24 protein-coding genes are annotated in these 21,696 nt (G+C 62.7%); 9 read left to right on the forward strand and 15 right to left on the reverse strand.

The genetic code is table 11. The features are described from left to right. Window positions 1-3 precede the first annotated feature (3 nt). The 6 genes from ABW22_RS12795 to ABW22_RS12820 all read right to left on the reverse strand — a co-directional run bounded on the left by ABW22_RS12795 (window position 4) and on the right by ABW22_RS12820 (window position 6,392). The gene (locus ABW22_RS12795) at window positions 4-915 is read right to left on the reverse strand and encodes a YkgJ family cysteine cluster protein (RefSeq protein WP_059757302.1); all 912 of its coding nucleotides are present in this window, start codon (window positions 913-915) and stop codon (window positions 4-6) included. A gap of 217 nt (window positions 916-1,132) precedes the next feature. Then, complete coding sequence (gene aprA, locus ABW22_RS12800) at window positions 1,133-3,154, reverse strand: adenylyl-sulfate reductase subunit alpha (RefSeq protein ID WP_059757306.1); 2,022 nt, start codon at window positions 3,152-3,154, stop codon at window positions 1,133-1,135. A 27-nt stretch (window positions 3,155-3,181) separates the two neighbouring features. Then, window positions 3,182-3,655, reverse strand: coding sequence for an adenylyl-sulfate reductase subunit beta (gene aprB / locus ABW22_RS12805; protein WP_059757309.1), 474 nt, complete (start codon window positions 3,653-3,655; stop codon window positions 3,182-3,184). A 118-nt stretch (window positions 3,656-3,773) separates the two neighbouring features. After that, the gene (sat, locus tag ABW22_RS12810) at window positions 3,774-4,991 is read right to left on the reverse strand and encodes a sulfate adenylyltransferase (RefSeq protein ID WP_059757312.1); all 1,218 of its coding nucleotides are present in this window, start codon (window positions 4,989-4,991) and stop codon (window positions 3,774-3,776) included. Between the two features lie 166 nt (window positions 4,992-5,157). After that, window positions 5,158-5,571 carry a hypothetical protein gene (locus ABW22_RS12815; RefSeq protein ID WP_059757316.1) on the reverse strand — a complete coding sequence of 138 codons (414 nt, stop codon included), beginning with the start codon at window positions 5,569-5,571 and terminating at the stop codon, window positions 5,158-5,160. Window positions 5,572-5,681: 110 nt separating this feature from the next. Continuing rightward, window positions 5,682-6,392 (reverse strand): type 1 glutamine amidotransferase, encoded by a 711-nt coding sequence (locus ABW22_RS12820; protein WP_059757319.1) that lies wholly within the window; start codon window positions 6,390-6,392, stop codon window positions 5,682-5,684. Between the two features lie 28 nt (window positions 6,393-6,420). On the opposite strand from ABW22_RS12820, the gene ABW22_RS12825 reads away from it, so the two are divergent. After that, window positions 6,421-7,044, forward strand: coding sequence for a retropepsin-like aspartic protease family protein (locus ABW22_RS12825; RefSeq protein ID WP_237763345.1), 624 nt, complete (start codon window positions 6,421-6,423; stop codon window positions 7,042-7,044). A 210-nt stretch (window positions 7,045-7,254) separates the two neighbouring features. On the opposite strand, the gene folE2 is transcribed toward ABW22_RS12825, so the two are convergent. The 5 genes from folE2 to ABW22_RS17645 form a co-directional block, all read right to left on the reverse strand. Then, a complete protein-coding gene (gene folE2, locus ABW22_RS12830; RefSeq protein WP_059757326.1) occupies window positions 7,255-8,064 on the reverse strand; it encodes a GTP cyclohydrolase FolE2 in 810 nt (269 codons plus the stop codon). A gap of 79 nt (window positions 8,065-8,143) precedes the next feature. Beyond that, the gene (gene dxs, locus ABW22_RS12835; protein WP_059757329.1) at window positions 8,144-10,003 is read right to left on the reverse strand and encodes a 1-deoxy-D-xylulose-5-phosphate synthase; all 1,860 of its coding nucleotides are present in this window, start codon (window positions 10,001-10,003) and stop codon (window positions 8,144-8,146) included. A gap of 1 nt (window position 10,004) precedes the next feature. After that, complete coding sequence (locus tag ABW22_RS12840; protein WP_059757331.1) at window positions 10,005-10,892, reverse strand: polyprenyl synthetase family protein; 888 nt, start codon at window positions 10,890-10,892, stop codon at window positions 10,005-10,007. Continuing rightward, window positions 10,885-11,145, reverse strand: coding sequence for an exodeoxyribonuclease VII small subunit (locus tag ABW22_RS12845; protein ID WP_059757334.1), 261 nt, complete (start codon window positions 11,143-11,145; stop codon window positions 10,885-10,887). The genes ABW22_RS12840 and ABW22_RS12845 overlap by 8 nt, the downstream gene beginning before the upstream one ends. 41 nt (window positions 11,146-11,186) lie before the next feature. Beyond that, complete coding sequence (locus tag ABW22_RS17645; protein WP_162264488.1) at window positions 11,187-11,438, reverse strand: hypothetical protein; 252 nt, start codon at window positions 11,436-11,438, stop codon at window positions 11,187-11,189. 45 nt (window positions 11,439-11,483) lie between these two features. Between ABW22_RS17645 and ABW22_RS12855 the strand changes: the two genes are divergently transcribed. Continuing rightward, window positions 11,484-12,350 carry a DMT family transporter gene (locus ABW22_RS12855; RefSeq protein WP_082708809.1) on the forward strand — a complete coding sequence of 289 codons (867 nt, stop codon included), beginning with the start codon at window positions 11,484-11,486 and terminating at the stop codon, window positions 12,348-12,350. Window positions 12,351-12,377: 27 nt separating this feature from the next. Continuing rightward, window positions 12,378-12,746 carry an STAS/SEC14 domain-containing protein gene (locus ABW22_RS12860; RefSeq protein ID WP_059757342.1) on the forward strand — a complete coding sequence of 123 codons (369 nt, stop codon included), beginning with the start codon at window positions 12,378-12,380 and terminating at the stop codon, window positions 12,744-12,746. Window positions 12,747-12,770: 24 nt separating this feature from the next. Here the strand turns inward: ABW22_RS12860 and ABW22_RS12865 are convergent, their stop codons facing one another. Genes ABW22_RS12865 through pip form a run of 3 tightly spaced genes read right to left on the reverse strand, consistent with a single transcriptional unit; the run spans window position 12,771 to window position 15,333 of the window. Then, window positions 12,771-13,511 carry a DUF3025 domain-containing protein gene (locus ABW22_RS12865; RefSeq protein WP_059757345.1) on the reverse strand — a complete coding sequence of 247 codons (741 nt, stop codon included), beginning with the start codon at window positions 13,509-13,511 and terminating at the stop codon, window positions 12,771-12,773. Further along, a complete protein-coding gene (locus ABW22_RS12870; RefSeq protein WP_059757349.1) occupies window positions 13,508-14,371 on the reverse strand; it encodes a tetratricopeptide repeat protein in 864 nt (287 codons plus the stop codon). The genes ABW22_RS12865 and ABW22_RS12870 overlap by 4 nt, the downstream gene beginning before the upstream one ends. Beyond that, a complete protein-coding gene (gene pip, locus ABW22_RS12875) occupies window positions 14,368-15,333 on the reverse strand; it encodes a prolyl aminopeptidase (protein ID WP_059757351.1) in 966 nt (321 codons plus the stop codon). The genes ABW22_RS12870 and pip overlap by 4 nt, the downstream gene beginning before the upstream one ends. A gap of 233 nt (window positions 15,334-15,566) precedes the next feature. Between pip and ABW22_RS12880 the strand changes: the two genes are divergently transcribed. From ABW22_RS12880 to ABW22_RS12900, 6 genes are all read left to right on the forward strand, one after another. Further along, window positions 15,567-15,956, forward strand: coding sequence for a hypothetical protein (locus ABW22_RS12880; protein WP_059757354.1), 390 nt, complete (start codon window positions 15,567-15,569; stop codon window positions 15,954-15,956). A 113-nt stretch (window positions 15,957-16,069) separates the two neighbouring features. Then, on the forward strand, window positions 16,070-17,173 hold the full coding sequence (locus ABW22_RS12885) for an FIST signal transduction protein (RefSeq protein ID WP_059757356.1): 1,104 nt from the start codon (window positions 16,070-16,072) through the stop codon (window positions 17,171-17,173). A gap of 19 nt (window positions 17,174-17,192) precedes the next feature. Continuing rightward, a complete protein-coding gene (locus tag ABW22_RS12890; RefSeq protein ID WP_059757360.1) occupies window positions 17,193-17,456 on the forward strand; it encodes a hypothetical protein in 264 nt (87 codons plus the stop codon). 14 nt (window positions 17,457-17,470) lie between these two features. Next, window positions 17,471-17,821, forward strand: coding sequence for a hypothetical protein (locus ABW22_RS17390; RefSeq protein WP_157648637.1), 351 nt, complete (start codon window positions 17,471-17,473; stop codon window positions 17,819-17,821). Then, window positions 17,809-18,246: an MASE1 domain-containing protein gene (locus tag ABW22_RS12895; RefSeq protein ID WP_059757363.1), complete on the forward strand. Its 438-nt coding sequence runs from the start codon at window positions 17,809-17,811 to the stop codon at window positions 18,244-18,246. Before ABW22_RS17390 ends, ABW22_RS12895 begins: the two co-directional genes overlap by 13 nt. Next, entirely contained in the window at window positions 18,227-18,775 is a 549-nt protein-coding gene (locus ABW22_RS12900; protein ID WP_059757365.1) for an EAL domain-containing protein, read from the forward strand. The genes ABW22_RS12895 and ABW22_RS12900 overlap by 20 nt, the downstream gene beginning before the upstream one ends. A 255-nt stretch (window positions 18,776-19,030) precedes the next feature. Here ABW22_RS12900 and acnA read toward each other — a convergent pair whose 3' ends face one another. Further along, window positions 19,031-21,688 carry an aconitate hydratase AcnA gene (gene acnA, locus ABW22_RS12905; protein ID WP_059757367.1) on the reverse strand — a complete coding sequence of 886 codons (2,658 nt, stop codon included), beginning with the start codon at window positions 21,686-21,688 and terminating at the stop codon, window positions 19,031-19,033. Window positions 21,689-21,696: the final 8 nt, after the last annotated feature.

Genomic DNA, 21,696 nt, shown 5'->3' on the forward strand with positions numbered 1-21,696 from the left:
CGTTCAGTGTTCGCCTGAATACTTGTCGTCTTCCAGTTCCATCTTTTTCTGGAATCCGGCTTCCTTGTTTTGCTCGGCCAGGGCGCGCTTGCGCGCCAGACGTTTTTCATACGCTCCCGGGTGCTGCTCGACAAAATCTTCGCCGAATAGCGCGTGGCGCAGGAAGTTCATGCCGAAGTCGAGCAGGGCTTCGTCGTCGGCGATCAGAGTCGCCATGATCTCGACCGGAATATTGTAGGTGTCGTTGAAGCTCGGGCTCATGACGAACGCACGGAAACGGTCGACGTCGTAGCTCGCCATGAAAAACAGCTGGTTGGAAATCGGCGTGGGCGTGCCGATGGCAGGGCCGGCCGACTTGCGCTTGACCACCAGTTGCCGCCAGGCACGGGCCTTCTCGTCGTATTCGGCGACGCCCTGTTCGGCGCGGTATTGCTCGATGGTCTGCGTCTTGTCTTCGAAATGACCGAGGCAGTGCCGCTCTTTCACCATGGCATAGGCGCTGCGGTCGACGTATTCGTCGGAGCGGCGCATGGTCAGCAGCGCGACCGGATAGTAACGGCAGGAAGTCGGACGATCTTCGTAGACGCCGCAGCCTTCCGGGGTCATGAACTGGCAGGCGGTGCCGCCTTCGACCGGCTTCAGCTTGACGCCGGGCATGCCGTCCTTGTCCATCTCGAACGGCACCGAATACTGGTTGAGAAATTCGCCGGACGACATGTCCAGGCGTTTTTTCAGGCGCAGGATGTCGTAGGGGGTGAGTGGAATGTCGATGTTGCTGCAGCATGCGTTCCAGCACTTGACGTCGCGATGGCAGCGAAACTGCAGCGTCGCGTCTTCTGTCAGCATGATGGGTTTGACCGGACTGCCCGCAAACGGGGAGTCTTCGATCATGTCTTTAAATTCGGCTTCGTTCATGGTTCAACCTCGTGGGGCACGGCCCCTCACTTCAAGAAAACATCAACACACAGACGGGAGTGCGTAGGGTACGCGTTTTCGGCTGGATGCTAAACCTTGCCTGCCTCGCTGTTATTGAGACCGGAAAAAAACCGGGCGCCTGATGGCGCCCGGTTTTAAAGGGCGCCGTATTAACACGGCGGCGCCCGGAGTTTACTGCCTGGCTAATTCTTGCGAATTAGTGGGCAGCGGGCTTGAACAGCTTGGACTTGTCGACCAGATCCACGTGGGCGCGCTTGAAGCAGTTCCACTGTTTGGATTCCTTGTCGTAGATCGAGTTCACGAAACAATGCCAGTTTTCCTCATCGACAAAGTTTTTGTCCATGCGGTAGTAGAAGCCGGGGTAACGGCTTTCCTGACGGAACTGGATGTGCTTCATGTGGGCTTCGGCCGTCAGGATGCGGTGATAGTTTTCCCACGCGCGCAGCAGTTCGTGCAGGTCCTTCGCACGCATCTTCTCGGCGTCTTCCTTCAGCATGTTCAGCTTTTCTTCCGCCACGCCCAGCATGTTGGCGTTGGTCGTGTAGTAGGTCGCGACACCGGCAACATACTCGTCCATGATCTTCTGCAGACGGAACTGCAGCATCTTGGGCGTGATGTAGTTGGGGTTGACGTCGATCGCCGTGGTGTAGTCCTTGTGCTCGAGGTAAGTGCGCACCGGCTTGTAGATGTCTTCCACCAGCTGCTCGACGGAGGTGTCGAGTTCGGGTTTCCAATCCTTGTTGTCGATGCAGTACTTGACCATGGACTTGGCGCACATGCGGCCTTCGGCGTGCGAGCCGGAGGAGAACTTGTGGCCGGATGCGCCCACGCCGTCGCCGGCGGTAAACAGACCCTTGACGGTGGTCATCGAGCGATAGCCCCAGCTCCAGCCCTTGGGCAGGTGGGCCGGAATCTTGTCCGCTTCGGCGTGGCCTTCATCGGTCGGCGCGCCCAGATCGGTCGGACCCGACACCCAGATGCCGCAGCAGCCGGAATGCGAACCAAGCAGGTAGGGCTCGGTCGGCATCAGTTCGGAGTTCTTCTTCTCCGGCTCGATGTTCTCGCCCACCCAGATACCGCACTGGCCGACGCACATGTCGAGGAAGTCTTCCCAGGCTTCGGCTTCGAGGTGCTTCACTTCGCGCGGGGTCAGGGTCTCGCGCAGCTTGGCGAGCGCGGTCACGGTGTCCATGTAAATGGGGCCGCGGCCTTCCTTCATTTCCTTCAGCATCAGGTGGTTACGCAGGCACGATGCGGGAACGGCTGCCTGCCCGTAGGGCGGGTAGTCGTTTAGCATTTCCTTGTTCTTCACCATGTAGACTTCGCCGTAGGCGTTGACAGCCTGGGCCTTGAACAGCAGGAACCAGGCGCCGACCGGGCCGTAGCCGTCCTTGAAGCGGGCGGGCACGAAGCGGTTTTCCATCATGGTCAGCTCGGCGCCGGCTTCGGCAGCCATCGCGTAGGTCGAACCTGCGTTCCATACCGGGTACCAGGCGCGGCCGGTACCTTCACCGACAGAGCGCGGACGGAAGATGTTCACGCAGCCGCCAGCGGCCAGCAGAATGGCCTTGGCCTTGTAGACGACAACCTTGTGGTCGCGAGTCGAGAAACCGACCGCACCGGCGATGCGGCTCGGGTCGTTCTTGTCGTTGACCAGCTTGACGATGAAGATACGCTCTTCGATGCGGTCCATGCCGAGCGCTTTTTTGGTGGCTTCAGCAACGATCCATTTATAGGATTCGCCGTTGATCATGATCTGCCACTTGCCGGAACGCACGGGCTTGCCGCCGTCCTTCAGTGTGGGCAGACCCTGGGCGCCGTCATGACGCTCGCCGTTTTCGTCTGTTTTCCAGATCGGCAGGCCCCATTCCTCGAACAGGTGCACGGAATCATCCACGTTGCGGCCCAGGTCATAGGCCAGGTCGTCGCGGGTGATGCCCATCAGATCGTTGGAGACCATGCGGGCGTAATCGGCGGGGTCCTGCTCGGAGCCGATGTAGGTGTTGATCGCGGACAGGCCCTGCGCAACAGCGCCTGAACGGTCCATCGCGGCCTTGTCGACCAGCTTGATTTTCAGATCGATGCCCATCTCGGCCTTGGCAGCATCTGCCCAGCGCATGATTTCGTAGCCGGCGCCGCAGCACGCCATGCCACCACCGATCAGGAGGATGTCCACATCCTCCTGGACAACTTCGGGATTACCAAATTCTCCAGCCATTTCACACCTCTTTCAATTAAATCTGGATTACTTACGGATCAGTTCGGCAGGGTTGCCCGGACGGTAACCACCCATCATTTCCCGGGTGAACGAACCCGTGGATTCGATATCGGCCATTTTTGGCATGGGCTTGCCGCCGTAGCAGTCAATGGAGCCTTCGGGCGTGGTGCGGATCGGGAACTTGAAGCGCTTCAGTGTGCCGTTGCGGAACTTGATCGTCCACATGATGGAGTCGGAACCACGCAGCGGCTGCACCATGCCGCCCAGCGGCACGACGTCGGCGTAGTGGCGGACTTCAATCGCCTGCTGCGGACAAATCTTCACGCAGGAATAGCACTCCCAGCACTGCTCGGGCTCCTGGTTCCACGCCTTCATCGCATGGCCGGTTTCCGAACCGTCCTTGTCCAGTTTCATCAGGTCGTGCGGGCAGATGTACATGCAGGCGGTCTTGTCCTGACCCTTGCAGCCGTCGCACTTGTCGGTACGAACATAGGTTGGCATTACAATCTCCTAAAGTGAGCTAACAATCCGCGTACGTCGCGGTCCGATTAGAACTGAACCCGTCCTTGGCCGGGGCGATTCGCGAATCCGCTTCCGGTAGGCTCGTGTCCTAAAATCTTCATGCGGCCGAGTGGCCTTTCAACTCGACCTTGACGTTCTGCTCTGAAGAGAGGCCGGCGTAGTATTTCTGCAGCACCTTGGCGACTTCGGGGCGGCTGAATTCGACCGGCAGATCCTGCCCTTCGGAAAGCATCGAACGCACCTTGGTGCCGGACAGCAGGATGCGGTCATCCTTGGTGTGCGGACAGGTGCGCTGCGAGGCCATGCCGCCGCACTTGTTGCACCAGAAGGTCCAGTCGATGTTCATGTTCTTGGTTTCGAGCGCGTCCTTGGGGATCTCGTCGAAAATCTTCTGTGCGTCGAACGGGCCGTAGTAGTCGCCCACGCCGGCGTGGTCGCGGCCGACGATCAGATGCGAGCAGCCATAGTTCTGGCGGAACAGCGCATGCAGCAGCGCTTCACGCGGACCGGCGTAGCGCATGTCCAAAGGGTAGCCAGCCTGGATCACGGTGTTGGGAGCGAAGTAGTTTTCGACCAGCACGCTGATGGCCTCGGAGCGAACTTCGGCGGGGATGTCGCCCGGCTTCAGCGCGCCCAGCAGCGAGTGAACCAGCACGCCATCCATGGTTTCGATGGCGATCTTGGCCAGGTATTCATGGCTGCGGTGCATCGGGTTGCGGGTCTGAAAGGCGGCGATCTTGGACCAGCCCATTTTCTCGAAGGCCGCACGGGTTTCGGCGGGCGTCATGAACTGGTCGCCGTATTCTTCCTTGAATGTGCCGGTGGACAACACCTTGACCGGACCGGCAAGGTTGACCTGCCCCTGATCCATCACCATCTTTACGCCGGGATGTTCGAGGTCGGTGGTCTTGTAGACCTGCATGCACTCGTGCGCCTTGTCGATGGCGTACTTCTCGGTGATTGTCATGGTGCCCATGATCTCGCCGGATTCGCCGTCGACCAGCGCGACATCGTCGCCGACCTTGATGCTCTGGGCGGTGACTTCGTCGGCGGAAAGGGTGACCGGGATCGGCCAGAACAGGCCGTTGGCCATTTTGTAGCCATCGCACACGCCTTCCCAGTCGGCGTGGGTCATGTAGCCTTCCAGCGGAGTAAAGCCGCCGATGCCCATCATGATGAGATCGCCGGTTTCGCGTGAGGTCATCTTGACCTTGGGCAGCGAGGCTGCGCGGGTTTTTTCTGCGGCAAGCGCGGCGCCCGTAAGCAGCAGGGGTTTGAGTTCACCGCCACCGTGTGGGCGTACCAGTTTGGACATGCTGTCTCCTCAGACTGTGTGGGGGTATTAGAGTCCAAGCAGCATAGCACCGGGTTTGGCGCCTGAATAATCCTTTATTTTTATTTGAGGATAAGCGGGGTTGATGCTGAATGGTGGGCACAAAAAAGCCCGGGCAAGCCGAGCTTTTTTGTTATGGAACAAAGGCTTATGCGTCAAAGAAGGCGGGCATGTCGGTCTGCTCGGTCTTGATGACGTCAACCCAGGCGGGTTTGGTGTCGGCCCCGGCTGCGGCCAGCTTTTTGGTTTCTTCGTAGAGCATCTTCCAGCGGTTGTAGAGACAGTCGCTGACCTTGCGCATGCCGCCGTCGAAGTAGGAGTTGTGCAGGTCGCCGATGGTGCGGGTGAAGGACTCCATCTGCTCCAGCAGATGGTGCGGGTAGCCCCGGCGGTTGGGGTCGGCGTATTTGACCATTTCGCGTTTGACCGCGCGCACAAAGACTTTCTGGCCTTCGGTGAGGTCGGCTTCGGTGCGGGGGGCGCCGCCGAAATTCATGACTTCCTGGATGAAGCCGTTCAGGCGTTCTCCGAAATCGAAGTTGGCGTAATCGACGTTTTGCATAGGGTCTCCATTATCAGGTGGTGCTTACAAACTAAATGTAACGTAACTTAGGTGATTATCCCACGCCGCGCGACACGGCTGTCTAGCGTCTTCTCGGAAGCGTGGCGCGATTATTGCCTAAGCCCTTGAATCCAGCGGGAATAAATTTTGTCCGCCAACTGGTGCAGTTGGGCGGTGCGGGCGGGCATGTCCACCTGGATGGCGTCGGCCGATTGTACCCCCGGGCTGTCGCTGGCAGCGATCTCGGAGGCGCCGTTGTCGCACCAGCTGGCGATGAGTTCGGGCGTCATTTCGACATGGCATTGCATGCCGATATGGCGGTCGTTCAGCACATAGGCCTGGTTGGCGCAAAAGGCGCTGTCGAGGATGCGGGTGGCGCCCGGCGGCAGGCTGAAGGTTTCGCCGTGCCAGTGAAATGCCAGCATGGGTGTTGTGGCATCGCCCAGCCAGGGGCGCGCGGCGTCGGCATCGGTGATGCGGACGTCGCCCCAGCCGATCTCCTTGACCAGGTTGGCGCCGACCGTGCCGCCCAGCGCGCGGGCCATCAGCTGGCCGCCCAGGCAGTGGCCGATCACCGGGATGTCGGACGCGACGGCCTCGCGGATCAGGGCCAGCACAGGCGGGATCCAGGGCAGGTCATCGTTCACGCTCATGTGTCCACCCATCAAGCAGACGCCGGAAACGCCGTTAAGGCTTTCAGGCACGGCGTCGCCGGCGTCGATGCGAACCAGTTGCCAGGGAATGCCGTGGCGATCCAGGAACGTGGTGAAATACCCCGGCCCTTCGGTCGGGGAATGACGAAAAATCAGAACAGGATGCACGATGCCTCTCAAGCGACAATCATTGAATGTGACCATCATAGCGGCAGGCTGGCTGGCCTGCACCCCGGCATGGGCAGCGAGTGTCTCGGTGGTGGGCTTGTTCAAGGACAAGGCCATCGTCACCATCGACGGCAGCAAACCGCGAACACTCAGCGTGGGACAAGCGGTTCAGGGCGTGGCGCTGATTTCAGCCGACTCGGGCAGCGCCAGTTTCGATGTCGACGGCAAGCGCCGCATCCTGAGTATGGGGCAATCATTTGCAGGTGGTGCGGTTGCGAGTGATCGGCAAAGTGTTTCGCTCACGGCCGATGCGCGCGGTCATTTTGCTGCCGCAGGTTCGCTCAATGGCTATCCGATGAGTTTTCTGGTCGACACCGGTGCAACCTCCATCGCCATCAATGCAGCCGAGGCCAGACGGATGGGGCTTGATTACAAGGCCGGTCAAGCTGTGGGTGTCGGCACTGCTGCCGGCGTGGTGCCCGCCTGGCGCGTCACCTTCAATACCGTCAAGGTGGGCAGTATCACCCTGAATCAGGTTGACGGCATGGTGCTGGAGGCGGGTTTGAATGTGCCGCTGTTGGGGATGAGTTTCTTGAACCGGATGGAGATGCGCCGCGACGGGCAGACCATGACGCTGACGCAACGATATTGATTTGTTTGCTCTTGTGGGGCGGGTTGGTGCAGTTGAGGACTTTGCAAGGCCACTGACCGTTGGCCGGGCTACCCCCGGCCAACGGTCAGTAGTCAAGCAAACACCTTCACTACCACAACCAGCCCCACAACAAGTTCAGGGCGAACGACGCTGGGTGTCCGTAATGAAATAAGGCCTGCGATTGCAGGCCATATTGTTGGTACGGGAGATTTACTGCTTCGACTTGTCGCGCTCAATCAGCGCATAGGCACTGTGATTGTGGATGGACTCGAAGTTCTCCGCTTCCACCACGTAGGCGTCGATCAGTGGCTCGTCGTTCATCGCGGCGGCGACGTCGCGCACGATGTCCTCGACGAATTTCGGATTGTCGTAGGCGCGCTCGGTGACGTATTTCTCGTCCGGCCGCTTCAACAGGCCGAAGAGTTCGCACGAGGCCTGGTCCTCGACCTTGCGCACCAGATCCTCGATCCACAGGAAGCCGTTTGTTTTGGCGGTGACGGTGACGTGCGAGCGCTGGTTGTGCGCGCCGTAGTTGGAGATTTTTTTCGAGCACGGGCACAGCGAGGTCACCGGCACCAGCACCTTGGTGGTATGGGTGAATTCGCCGTTTTCGATGGAACCGATGAAGGTGACTTCATAGTCCAGCAGGCTCTGCACGCCAGAGACGGGTGCAGTCTTGTTGATGAAGTAGGGGAAGGTCATCTCGATGTAGCCCGATTCGGCTTCCAGGCGTTCCACCATCTGGCGCAGCATGCCTTCGAAGTTCTCGACCGAAATCTCGCGCTCGCGCGTGTTGAGGATTTCGATGAAGCGCGACATGTGCGTGCCCTTGAAGTTGTGCGGCAGGTACACGTACATGTTGAAGGTGGCGATGGTGTGCTGGACGCCGTCGTTCTTGTCCGCTACCCGGATCGGGTGGCGGATGCTCTTGATGCCGACCTTGTTGATGGCGATTTGCCGCGTGTCGGCCGTACTTTGTACGTCCGGCATGCAAACGGCGGTGTCGCAAATCTGGTTCATAGCAGGCTCCTGGTTGTGATTTCAGCTAAGGCTGAATGCAATTTAGATCAAGTATAAACCGCCAGAATAGTTGAGTAAACTACTCGGGTAATAAGGTTATCCGCCGGCGGACGGCTTGTTCGATCCCCGCCGCGTCCAGCCCACAGCCGGCCAGCATCCTCGCTGCGTTGCCATGTTCGATGAAGGTGTCGGGCAGCCCCAGGTGCAGCACGGGTACTGGGATGCCGAGTTCGGCGAGCGCCTCGGCCACCCCGGCGCCGGCGCCGCCCGCCACCGCGTTTTCCTCCAGTGTGACCAGCAGGCGATGGCTTTGTGCCAGTTCGCGCAGCAGGTCGATGTCGAGCGGCTTGACGAAGCGCATGTCGGCCACGCTGGCGTCGAGCGCCTCGGCGGCGGCCAGTGCAGGCGCGACCAGGCTGCCGAAGGCGACCAGCGCCACGTCGCGGCCGCTGCGGCGCAGCACGCCCCGGCCGATCTCGAGCGGATCGAGGCCGGGTTCGAGCGCGGCACCGGCGCCGCTGCCGCGCGGGTAGCGCACCGCCGACGGGCCGTCGTGCAGAAACGCCGTGGTCAGGAGGCGGCGGCATTCATTCTCGTCGGAAGGCGCCGCGATCAGCATGTTGGGGATGCAGCGAAGGAAGGACAGGTCAAAGCTGCCGGCATGGGTGGGGCCGTCGGCGCCGACCAGCCCGGCGCGGTCGATCGCCAGCATCACCGGCAGGTCTTGCAGCGCGACGTCGTGGATCAGCTGGTCGTAGGCGCGCTGCAGGAAAGTCGAATAGATTGCCACCACCGGCTTCACGCCTTCGCAGGCGAGGCCAGCGGCAAAGGTCAGCGCGTGCTGCTCGGCGATGCCGACGTCGAAATAGCGCTTCGGATATTCCTGCGAGAAGCGCACCAGGCCGGAGCCTTCGCGCATTGCCGGGGTGATGCCGACCAGCCGCGTGTCGGCGGCCGCCATGTCGCACAGCCAGTCGCCGAACACCTGGGTATAGGTCGGCTTGCCGTCGGATTTTTCGGCGACGCCGGTCGCCGGGTCGAAGCGCGAAACGCCGTGATACAGGCAGGGATTGGCTTCGGCGGGCTTGTAGCCCTTGCCTTTTTTGGTGACCACATGGAGGAACTGCGGGCCGCTCAGCTGCTTGATGTTGTGCAGCGTGTCCAGCAACACGTCGAGGTCGTGGCCGTCGATCGGGCCGATGTAGTTGAAGCCGAATTCCTCGAACAGCGTGCCTGGCGTCACCATGCCCTTCATGTGTTCCTCGGCGCGCTTGGCGAGCTCACGGATCGGCGGTGCGACCGACAACACTTTCTCGCCGGCGCGACGCGCGGCCGCATAAAACTTGCCCGACATCAGGCGTGCCAGGTAATTGTTGAGAGCACCGACGTTGGGCGAAATCGACATGTCGTTGTCGTTCAGTACCACCAGCAGCGGCAGGTCGGTGGTGCCGGCGTTATTGAGCGCTTCGAACGCCATGCCGGCGGTCATCGCGCCGTCGCCGATGACTGCCACGGCGCGCTGGCTGGAGCCCAGTTGATGGAAAGCCTCGGCCATGCCGAGTGCAGCCGAGATCGAGGTGCTGGAATGACCGACGCCGAAAGCGTCGTACTCACTTTCGGCGCGGCGGGGAAACCCGGCGATGCCGCCCGGCTGACGCAGGCCGGCCATCGCCGCGCGGCGCCCGGTCAGGATCTTGTGCACATAGGTCTGGTGGCCGACGTCCCACACGATGCGATCCGTCGGGGTGTCGAACACGTAATGCAGCGCGAGGGTCAGCTCCACCGTGCCGAGGTTGGAGGCGAGGTGGCCGCCGGTGTGGGAAACCGATTCCACCAGGAATTCGCGCAGCTCGGCTGCGAGCTGCGGCAGGTCGTCAGGCGCCAGGGCGCGCAGGGCGGCGGGCGTGTCGAGGGTGTCGAGCAGGGGTGTGGTCGTCATCTTAGAATGTCCGCTCGACCACGAAGTCGGCCAGCTGGCGCAGCCGCGCGGCGGGCGTCCCCAAGCTGTCCAGCGCGGCGTGGGCGTCGGCACGCAGTTCCTGTGCCAGTTCGCGCGCGCGCGCCGCGCCGAGCAGGCTCACGTAGGTGGGCTTGTTGTTGGCTGCGTCCTTGCCGGCGGTCTTGCCCAGCGTGGCGGTGGGCGCTTCGGCGTCAAGCACGTCGTCGACCACCTGGAAGGCAAGGCCGATGCATTTTGCGTAATGGTCGAGCGCGGTGCGGGTGGCGTCGGGGACGCTGCCGCATTGCGCGCCGAGCAGCACCGAGGCGCGGATCAGCGCGCCGGTCTTGTGGATGTGCATGAATTCGAGTTCGGTCAGATCGAGCGGCTTGCCGACGCTGGCCAGATCGATCGCCTGGCCGCCGGCCATGCCGCGCGAGCCGGCCGCCTGCGCCAGCAGCTGCACCATGTTGAGCTGGGTGGCCGCATCGTCGGCCAGCGGCGTTGATGCGAGGATGTCGAACGCCAGGCTTTGCAGGGCATCGCCCACCAGCAGGGCGGTCGCTTCGTCGAACTCGACATGCACCGTGGGTTTGCCGCGCCGCAGTGCGTCGTCGTCCATCGCCGGCATGTCGTCGTGCACCAGCGAATAGGCATGGATCAGTTCCACCGCGGCGGCGGCGTGCTGCACGCGTTCGGTGTCAGCGCCCGTGACCTCACCTGCGGCAAACGCCAGCAGCGGACGCACCCGCTTGCCGCCGCCCAGCACGGCATAGCGCATCGCTTCGTGCAGGCGCTGCGGGGCAATGTGGGCAGGGGGGAGCCACTCGGCCAGCACGCTTTCCATGCGGGTCTGGCAGCCTTGCGTCCAGGCGGCAAAATCAGTCATCGGTTTCTTCAGTCTTGAAAGGCTGCGCAGCCTTGAACGGGAGCAAGGCTCCGTTTTCCAGAATCTTTACCTGTTGCTCGGCATCGGCCAGTTGCTGGCGGCAATACTGCAGCAGTTCGGCGCCGCGCTTGTAGGCGGCGAGCGAGGCCTCCAGCGGCAATTGGCCGGATTCCATTTCGGACACAATGGCGTCCAGCTCGGCCAGTGCGGATTCGTAATCTTTAGGAGAGGTGGCGGCGCGGGATTTGGCCATGAAATCGGACCCGGCGGAGAAAGACCGACACTTTAACAAATTTAGCCCGGTGCCTTAACAGTAATCAACATATCGGTGCTTTTCCGGCCGGGGCCTGCTGAAAGCTTGTGCCTTCCCGGCTTTAAATCACCATCGTGGCGCGGCTCGCGCTGCATCAGCAGGGCAACCCTGAAACCGGGCCGTGGTTGTCGGCGCTGGAAGATGGCATGATGCATTTCCATGCTTTCCTGCGGAAATCGAGCTTTAACAATGCGTTTTTTCGAATTCCCCAACGGGCGGCGCACACCGCCCATTTTTTCGCCTATCCGCGATGAGCTGGCGCCAATGAGCTGCCCCCAATGAAGTCGAGCTGGATGCTGGTGGCGGCGGCGCTGTTCGCGCTGATGGGCGTGCTGGTGAAGCATGCCTCGACTACCTTTTCACCCGCCGAACTGGTGTTTTACCGCTCGGCGTTCGGGCTGCTCGCAATCTGGGGAGTGATCGCCGTCGGTCGGCGCCAGTTGCTGGCGCCACTTGCCACGCGTCATTGGCGTGCTCACTTCTGGCGCGGTCTGTCGGGCTTTGTCGCGCTGGTGCTGTTCTTCTACGCCATCGGTCGGCTGCCGCTGGCCACTGCGGTCACCCTGAATTACACCGCCCCGCTGTTTCTGGCGGCGCTGTCCGCGTGGTGGCTGCGCGAACGCCACGGGCGGGGCTTGCTTGGTGCGGTGCTGCTGGGTTTTGTCGGCATCGTGCTGCTGTTGCGTCCGCAGGTGCAGGGCCAGGACTGGCTGCCCGCGCTGGCCGGGCTGGTGTCGGGTATGCTGGCGGCGGTGGCTTATGTCAACGTCAAGCAGCTGGGCAAGCTGGGCGAACCCGAATGGCGGGTGGTGTTTTATTTCACCCTGCTGGCGACTGTGGGCGGCGGCGTATGGATGGCGGTGGCCGGCTTTCATCGTCCGCTGGCGGGCGACTGGCCGTGGCTCGCCGGCATCGGCGTCACCGCCACGCTGGCGCAACTGGCGTTGACACGCGCTTACCATCGCGGCCGCACGCTCATGGTCGGCTCGCTCGCCTACACCACGGTGGGGTTTTCTGCCTTGTATGGCGTGCTGCTGTTCGACGAACGGTTGCCGCTGCCGGCCTGGGCCGGCATGGCGGTGGTAGCGGTAGCTGGCGTATGGGCGGTGCGCGCGTCGACGCCCGCGCAGCCCGATCCGCTATAGTGAGAACACCTTAATGAGGAGCGCACCATGATCAGCCTGAATACCAAAGACAACCAGATTGCCGTCACCGTGATGGGGCAGTTCACGCTGGACGATTACCGTGAATTCGAGCAGGCGGTGTGCTACGGCATCCAGTTTCAGGGCAAGGTCAACTTGCTGTTCGACCTGCGCGACATGCTGTCGTACAGCGTCGACGTGGCGTGGGAAGAGCTGAAGTTTTCGCGCGAGCACAAGAACGATTTCGGCCGCATCGCCATCCTCACCGGCGACGAGTGGGTGGCGTGGAGCATGTGGGTGAACCGCCTGTTCATGTCGGCGGACATCCGGCTGTTCGACGAGCTGGAACTGGCGCAGGCCTGGGTGGCCGGCGCTGAACTGCCGGCCGTGGCGGGCTGAAGCGGGCAGGCAGCTGTTTATTCGTCAGCGCGCCGGCCGGAATATCTCCGGGTTGGCGTAATACGCGTCGCTGGCGTTGGCCGCATCCCAGCCGGGAATCCCCTGCACCGGCAGCGGGGCGAGTTGGCGCGGGGTGTCGATGGTGGCGAGGGCCGTGGCCGCTTGCGCATCTGCGGCATCGGGGTCGAGCGTGTCCGAAATCAGCATGAGGCATTTGCCGGTCATCGAGGGGTAGGGCGCAAGCGTCTTTTCCAGCAGCGCATGGCCCACCACCACAAAGCGCATGTCGGTCTCGACGCGCGCGCGGGCTTCCCAGAAAAGTGCGTGCCAGGCGCGCCTGACCAGCAACTCAGGCAAGGCCGGGTCGCGGCTGATCGCCCACACTCCTGATTCGTCCAGCACCGTCAGCGCGTCGCGGCGACGGCCGCGCCGGGTGTCGGTCTCGGTTGCGAGGGCCTCGCCGTGGGCCGCATTCAGCGCCGCCTTGAAGCGCGGAAAGCGCAGCCACACCAGCGCGTTCAGCACGTCGTGCCAGGTATCGGCGCGGGTCGGCACCTGCCCGGTGTGCAGGATATGGGTTTCGTAATCGCGCGCCGACAGGCGGCCGCCGGGAACACAAAAGCGCAGCGGCAGGCCGCGCGCCTGGGCCGTGCCGCGTGCAGCGGCCAGCGCGTTGAGGGCATCCAGCGCGGGCAGCGCACGCGCCAGTTCAAGCGTTTCGATCAACGCCCGATAGGGCGCAAATGCGGGGTGATCGAAGTTCAATGCAGCGATTCGGACAAGGCCTGGCGGTATTGCCGCGTCAGCGGATGGGCGCTGCCGAGCAGGTCGAACAGCGCCAGCAGGCTGATGCGGCCGATGTCGTGGCGAAAGCTGCGGTCCGCAAGGGTGATGAACAGCAGTTCCTCCATCGCGCCGGCAAAGTCGTCCGCCGCCAGCAGTACCGCCGCGCGCTGGTAGTGCGCGGCGAGGTCGCCGCCATCGTGTGCGAGGTCTGTGTCGAGCTCGGCCAGCGGCGGTGCCAGACGTGCGGTTTCCGCCAGGCTCAGGTGCGCGTGCAGGCGGGCGATTTCGGGTTCCGCACGCGCTTCCGGCGGCAGGCTGTCGAGCAGCTTCAGCGCCTGTTCGCCTTCGCCCTCGGCCCACAGCAGCTTGGCAAGGTCGCGCGGGATCGCGAGGTTGTCGGGTTCGGCCATTGCCGCGTTGGCGAGCAGCATGCGTGCCTGCTGGACGTTGCCCGATTGCCAGGCGGCCACGCCCAGCGCGTGGGCGCGGTTGGCATCGCCGGCGATGAAGCGATCGAGCACTTCGCGGAAGCTGCTGTCGGGATCGGCGCCGTGGATGGTGTGGGCGACTTCGCCGCGCCAGAAGAATTTCACCGTGGGTACCGAATTCACGCCGAAGCGTCGGGCAAGCTCGGGCAGGTCATCGGTATTCAGCATCACCAGCAGGAACTTGCCGCCGTATTCGGCGGCGAGTTTGACCAGGCGCGGCATCAGGATGAAGCAGGGGCCGGCTTTGGGGGTCCAGAAGTGCACCAGCACCGGGCCCTTGTGCGAGTTTTCCAGCACCAGCCGGTTGAAGTTCTCCGCACTGGCATCGAATACATAAGGCGACAGGCTCATTGGTCGAATGCTCCGGTCTCGGCAAAGCGGTCGCAGGCGGCGACGAGTTCGCGTGCGATGCCCGGTTCAAACGCCGAATGGCCGGCATTCGCCACGATGACATAGCGCGCCTCGGGCCAGGCGCGCGCCAGTTCGTCGGCCGACACGATGGGGCAGACGACGTCGTAGCGCCCCTGCACGATCACGGCCTGGATGGCGCGGATGCGGCCGACGTTGGCAAGCAGGCTGTTGTCGGGCAGGAAGATGTGGTTGACGAAATAATGCGCCTCGATGCGCGACAGCGACAGTGCGGTTTTTTCACCGCAGAATGCAGAAACGAGCTCGGGGTTGGGCAGCAGGGTCGAACAGGACGCCTCGAAGGTGGCCCACTGGAAGGCGGCGGGCTGGTGCACCGCCGGATCGGGATCGACCAGGCGGCGATGATAGGCAGTGAGCAGATCATGGCGTTCGTTTTCCGGGATGAATTCCGCCAGCTGCCGCTGCGCCTCGGGGAACAGGGCACGGATGCCATGAAGGAACCAGTCGATCTCGCTCTTGCGGCACAGGAAGATGCCGCGCAGTACCAGCCCGCGGCAACGCTCGGGGTGAGTTTCGGCATAGGCGAGTGCCAGGGTCGAGCCCCATGAGCCGCCGAATATCAGCCAGGTTTCAATGCCGAGTTCGCGCCGCAGCGCTTCCATGTCCGCGATCAGGTGCGGCGTGGTGTTGTCGGTGAGTTCAGCATGTGGCGTCGAGCGGCCGCTGCCGCGCTGATCGAACAGCACGATGCGGTAACGTGCTGGATCGAAAAAACGCCGCTGAATCGGCGAGGTGCCGCTGCCGGGCCCGCCGTGCACAAACAGCACCGGGATGCCATCGGGGTTGCCGGAGGTCTCCCAGTAGATGCGGTGGACGCCTGCTGTTTCCAGCATGCCGCTGGCGTAAGGCGTGATGGGCGGGTGGAGCGGAGCAATGTCTGACATGGGCGGGCCTTGAGTCGAAGCCCGAATCATATCGCCTGTGCTGTCGGGTACGAACAGGCGAGGGCCGTGCGTCTGCCAGCAAGTTGGCCGGTATCGACAGGCGGGGGCCGGGACCGTATGCTTCCGGTGCGTTTGCAATCGCCAGCCGGCAATCCGATGCTTGGGGTGTGCGGGCGGAAAAAACAACAGGTTCTATTGTTGCCAACCATATAACTGATAAGAGGAGTCGTTCCATGAGCCATGTTGTCAAAGTTGCCCTGCTGGGGCTGGGTGAAGTCGGGGAAAAGTTTGCGGAGCATTTTCTGGAGAAAATTCAGGAAGAGCGTGTCAATGTGGAAATTGTCGCCGTGGCCTCCCGCGACCTGGAGTCGCCGGTTGCGCTGGGTTTCATCCACAGCAAGGTGCCGGTGTTCCAGGACGCGATGGAAGTGGTGACAATGGGTGCGAAAGTCGACATTATTTTCGACCTGACCGGCGACCCGGAATTGCGCAAGAAACTGCGTGCCGCGCTTCAGGAAACCCATAACCAGCACACCGTGATTGCGCCCGAGGTGGTTGCTCATCTGCTGTGGAGTTTCTTTGGCGAAGGCGAGTTGCCGTACAGCGGCCAAACGGGCTACTGATGCAGGGCAGACTGCCGGTTGAGACGGCACTGGATGCCTGGCTGCGTTGGCAGGGTTGCCGTCTCGATGGCCGGCATACCAGGCCTGCCGTGATTTTTGTTTGATGTGATGCGATGACTACCCCCTTCAAGTTTGCCCACGCTGGAGACGCCGACTGGACCCGCGCCGCGCAGGCCTGCATGACGCAGCTGGGCGCGATTCCATCGGCGGCGACGCTGGGGTTTCTCTACGTGTCGGATGCCTTCGCGGGCGAACTCGACGCGATTCTGGCTTTTTTCAAGAGTGCAACCGGCGTGCCGCACTGGACGGGCAGTGTGGGTGTGGGGGTCTGCGCCAGCGGCGTGGAATACCTGGAGGCGCCTGCGATGGCAGTGATGCTGGGCGAGTTCGATCCGGCTGATTTCAGCATGCTGCCGCTGCTGCGAGCCCCGCAGGATCTCGACGCGCGGCAGTTGTCGGATGGCTACTTCGCCATGGTCCATGGTGACCCGGCCAACACCCGCATCCAGGAGCTGATCGAAGGCCTGAGTGCGCACGTATCGAGCGGTTTCGTCGTCGGCGGCCTGTCGAGCTCGCGCGGCGAGACCGCGCAGATCAGCGATGGCGTGGTGAGCGGCGGTCTTTCCGGCGTGTTGTTCAGCGAGCGGGTGAAACTGGCGACGCGGCTGACGCAAGGCGTGTCGCCATTGGGGCCGCGTCACCGCATTACCGCCGCCAACAAGAACGTTGTCGGCAGCCTCGATCATCGTCCCGCGCTCGATGTGATGAAGGAAGAAATCGGCGAGGTGCTGGCACGCGACCTGCGGCGCGCGGCCGGCTATATTTTTGTCGGCCTGCCGGTACGCGGCTCGGACACCGGAGACTATCTGGTGCGCAATATTCTGGGGGTCGACCCGCAAAACAACCTGGTGGCGGTCGGCGAAACCGTCGCGCCGGGAGACGAGCTGCTGTTTTGCCGTCGCGACCAGCAATCGGCCGAAGATGACCTGCAGCGGATGCTCGCCGCCATCGGGGCGCAATTGAACGCGCCGATCCGGGGCGGCGTGTATTATTCCTGCCTGGGACGCGGCCAGCATATGTTCGGCGTGCAGAATCGCGAGATGGAGCTGATTCGCGATGCCCTGGGAGATTTTCCGCTGGTGGGTTTTTTTGCCAACGGCGAGATTTCCCACAACCGTTTATATGGCTACACCGGGGTGTTGACCCTGTTTGGCTGACCAGTATAAGGATACAACTATGCCCTTGCACGCGATGAAAGAAGACGAAATCCGCCTGCTGCGCGGTGAAATCGAAATGTTGATGAACGAACGCCGCCAGCTGTTGCAGGTGACGGGCGCAGCCGCGGTGTTCGTTGCCAATCTCGATACCGATACCCTGCCCGATGACGCCGACACCATCGGCGCGGCTGAAATGCTGGCCGAACAACTCAACGGGCTGTCCGAGGAAACCCTCAAGGACGCGTTGGAGTCCGTGCGCGCCGAACTCGATCCCGAGCGATAAGCGGGTTTCACCTCTTGGCCCGTTTATCGCTGCCTGGTCCCGCTGAATTCGGGCGCTTTGCACTGATCGTCGGGCTGGCGGCGCTGGCGTATGCGCTGGCAGGCTGGCTTAGTCTCAAGCTCGCCACGTACGTATCGGGCGTCATCGCCGCCGTCTGGCTGGCGGCCGGCATTGGCGCCGTGGCGAGCCTGCGTTTTGGCGCAGCGGGTGTGGTGGGCGTGTTGCGTGGTGGGCGTGTTGCTGGGATCGTTGGCGGTCTACAGTTCGATCCTGCCGCTGGAAGACGCGTTCCGCATTGCGCTCGGTGCCGCCGCCGGGGCATGGATCATTGGCACCCTGCCGCGCTATCGGCATGCTGGCGCTGACTTGGGTGATGATGGAGTACGCCGATCCCCTGCGGCCTGCCGAAATCATCCTGTTCGTGATGATGCCGGCCGTGCTGTGGGCGGCATTGCGGTTTTCGGTGACCGGGGCGAGCCTGGCCATTTTTCTGGCGGCGCTCATTGTGATGGGCGTCGTACTGGTCTCCTCCGGCGGGATCACCGGCGCCACCACGCCGGGCGACGTGTTTGCCCTGCAGATCAGCATGATGACCATGGCGTTGGGCGGCCTGTTCGTGTCGGCGGCCCTGACCGAGCGCCGCTACTCCGAAATGCGGCTCGACATGCTGGCCAACCACGACCCGCTGACCGGCTTGCCCAATCGTTATCAGCGTATATCCGGACGATGGTCTCGACGCCAATACCCTGCTGCGCCAGGCCGATCTGGCAATGTATCAGGCCAAACATAGCCGCAGCGGATTTGAATACTTCAGCAATGAACTGAATACCGTGGCGCAGCAGCAGATGGCCCTGGAAAACGGCCTGCGCCAGGCGCTCGAACGCGATGAACTGGCGCTGCTGTATCAGCCCAAGGCCGATCTTGCTGACGGTCGGGTGGTGGGGCTGGAAGCCCTGATTCGCTGGCTTCCCCGCTCGGGCAACATCATCGGACCCGATCAGTTCATTGCGGTGGCGGAGGAAACCGGCCTGATCGTGCCGATCGGACGCTGGGTGGTGCGGGCTGCGTGCATCCAGTGGATTGCCTGGCGCGACGCCGGACTCAACCCGCCACCGGTGGCGATCAACCTGTCGCCGCGGCAGCTTTCCGACGCGCGCCTGATCGACGATATCGATGCCATCCTGAAGGACACCGGGATGGACCCTGCGCATTTGCAGTTGGAAGTGACCGAGAGTGCCGCGATGGAGAATCCGGCGCGCACCTTCGATATACTCGATGCACTGCGTCAGCGCGGGCTACACGTTTACATCGATGATTAAAGCCCTTCACCCTCACTCGCCTTGTCCATACAGGGTCTACGCTGTGCGCGCCCTCGGATACCGTCCAGTGTCATGAATGGCAGAAGGTGAGACGAAGGGCTTTGTCTACAAATCAAGGTCAAGGCCTTCAGGGCGGATACAAGCTCACTTCGTCTCGTGTGGTGACAGCTAATTACCACGGGAAACAAGATACAAGGGCGGATGAGGCCGCAGGCCGCTATCGGCCGAATGGGCATCCGTCATACGATGCACCGTTCACCCCAGCAGCTGGCCCAGCACGAACGGCAGGATCCCGCCCTTGTTGTAGTACTCGACCTCGATCGGCGTGTCGATGCGCAGTTTGAGCGCGACGCGCTCCACGTTGCCGTTGGCGCGGTGGATGACCAGCGTGACGTCCTGTTGTGGGGCGATGCCGTTTTCGGTGCCTTCGAGGTCGAAGGTCTCGGAGCCGTCGAGCTTCAGCGTGGCGGCGTCGACGCCGTCCTTGAACTGGCAGGGCAGCACGCCCATGCCGGCCAGGTTGGCGCGGTGGATGCGCTCGAAGTTCTTGGCGACGACTGCCTTCACGCCAAGCAACGTGGTGCCCTTGGCCGCCCAGTCGCGGGAAGAACCGGTGCCGTATTCCTCGCCGGCGAAGATCATCAGGGGCGTGCCCTCTGCCTGATACGTCATGGCGGCGTCGTAGATCGGCTTTTCCTCGCTGTCCTTCAGGGTGATACCGCCCTCGCTGCCGGGGATCATCAAATTCTTGATGCGGACGTTGGCGAAGGTGCCGCGCATCATCACCTCGTGGTTGCCGCGGCGCGCGCCGTAGGAATTGAAATCAGCCTTCTGCACACCGTGCTCGGTGAGGTAGAGACCGGCCGGCGCGGTCGGCTTGATGCCGCCGGCGGGGCTGATGTGGTCGGTGGTGACCGAGTCGCCGAAGATCGCTAGCGCGCGGGCGCCCTTGATGGCAGGCGTGGCAGCCTTGGCACCGGTGAAGAACGGGGGTTCCTGGATGTAGGTCGATTTCTCATCCCATTCGTACACTGCGCCGGTCGGTGCCGTCACCCCGTCCCACAATGGATTGTCGGCGCCAACGTTGGCGTAGCTCTTGTAGGTGCCGGCGTCGGTGGAGAAATGCAGCAGCGCGGCAATTTCTTCTTGCGTCGGCCAGATGTCCTTCAGGTAAACCGGCCCGTTCTTGCCGGCGCCGATGGGTTCCTTCTCGACGTTGAACGGCACGCGGCCGGCCAGCGCGAAGGCCACCACCAGCGGCGGGGACATGAGGAAGTTGGCCTTGACGTTCTGGTGCACGCGCGCTTCGAAGTTGCGGTTGCCTGAGAGCACCGAGCAGGCGACCAGGTCGTTGTCGAGGATGGTCTTCTCGATCGCCTCCGGCAGCGGGCCGGAGTTGCCGATGCAGGTGGTGCAGCCATAGCCGACTACGGAAAAGCCCAACTGCTCCAGATAGGGCAGCAGGCCGGCGGCCTTCAGGTATTCGGTCACCGCGCGTGAACCGGGGCCCATGCTGGTCTTCACGTGGGACGGGGTGTAGAGGCCGAGTTCGACCGCCTTTTTCGCCAACAGGCCGGCGGCGATCATCACGCCGGGGTTGGAGGTGTTGGTGCACGAGGTGATGGCTGCGATAACCACGCTGCCGTGGCGCAGTTCGTCGCCGTCTTCGACCGCATAGGTGCGGCGCAGGTCTTCGGTGGTCTTGCCGTAGCCGCCATCCGCCTTGGACTTCTGCATCAGCGTGTCGAAAGTGGTGTCGATCGCGGACAGCGCGATGCGGTCTTGCGGCCGCTTGGGGCCGGCGACCGAGGGCTCGACGCTGGAGAGATCGAAGCTGAGTGTCTGCGAATAGTCGATCTCGCCGGCATTGGGGATGCCGAACAGGCCCTGCGCCTGGTAGTAGGCGCGGATCAGGTCGACCTGCGCGGCTTTGCGGCCAGTAGCAGCGAAGTACTGGCAGGTGGCCTCGTCGATCGGGAAGAAGCCCATGGTCGCGCCGTATTCGGGCGCCATGTTGGCAATCGTCGCGCGGTCGGTCACAGGCAGCGCAGCCGCGCCCTCGCCGAAGAACTCGACGAACTTGCCGACCACCTTGGCGCGGCGCAACACCTCGGTGATGGTCAGCACCACATCGGTGGCAGTGACGCCGGGTTTCACGCTGCCGGTGAGGTTGACGCCGACGACATCCGGGGTGAGGAAATAGACCGGCTGGCCCAGCATCGCCGCTTCCGCCTCGATGCCGCCGACGCCCCAGGCGACGATGCCGAGGCCGTTGATCATGGTGGTGTGGCTGTCCGTGCCGACCAGCGTGTCGGGGTAGGCCATGCCGTCCTTTTCCATCACGCCGCGCGCCAGGTATTCCATGTTCACCTGGTGCACGATGCCGACGCCGGGCGGCACCACCTTGAAGGTGTCAAACGCCTGCATGCCCCACTTGAGGAACTGGTAGCGCTCCTGGTTGCGCTCGAACTCGATTTTCATGTTGAGATCGAGCGCGTCCGGAGTGCCATACTTGTCGACTTGAATGGAATGGTCGACCACCATGTCGACCGGCACCAGCGGCTCGATCTTCTGCGGGTCGCGGCCGGCGCGCGCGGCGGCGGAGCGCATCGCGGCGAGATCGGCCAGGAGCGGCACGCCGGTGAAGTCCTGCAGGATCACGCGCGCTACGGTGAAGGGGATTTCAGCGGTTCTATCGGCATTCGGCTGCCAGTTCGCCAGCTGCTTGACGTGCTCGGGCGTCACCTTCAACCCGTCGCAGTTGCGCAGCACCGATTCCAGCACGATGCGGATCGACACCGGCAGTCGCGACACCGGCGCGCCCAGCGCGGTTTCGAGTTTCTTCAACGAGGCGAAGTGGGCCTTGCCGCTGGCGGTGGAAATGGAATCGAAGGTGTTGAAAGCGTCGGTCATGATGGCGT

It is taken from the genome of Thiobacillus denitrificans, assembly GCF_001530125.1.
Classification (GTDB): Bacteria; Pseudomonadota; Gammaproteobacteria; order Burkholderiales; family Thiobacillaceae; genus Thiobacillus; species Thiobacillus denitrificans_C.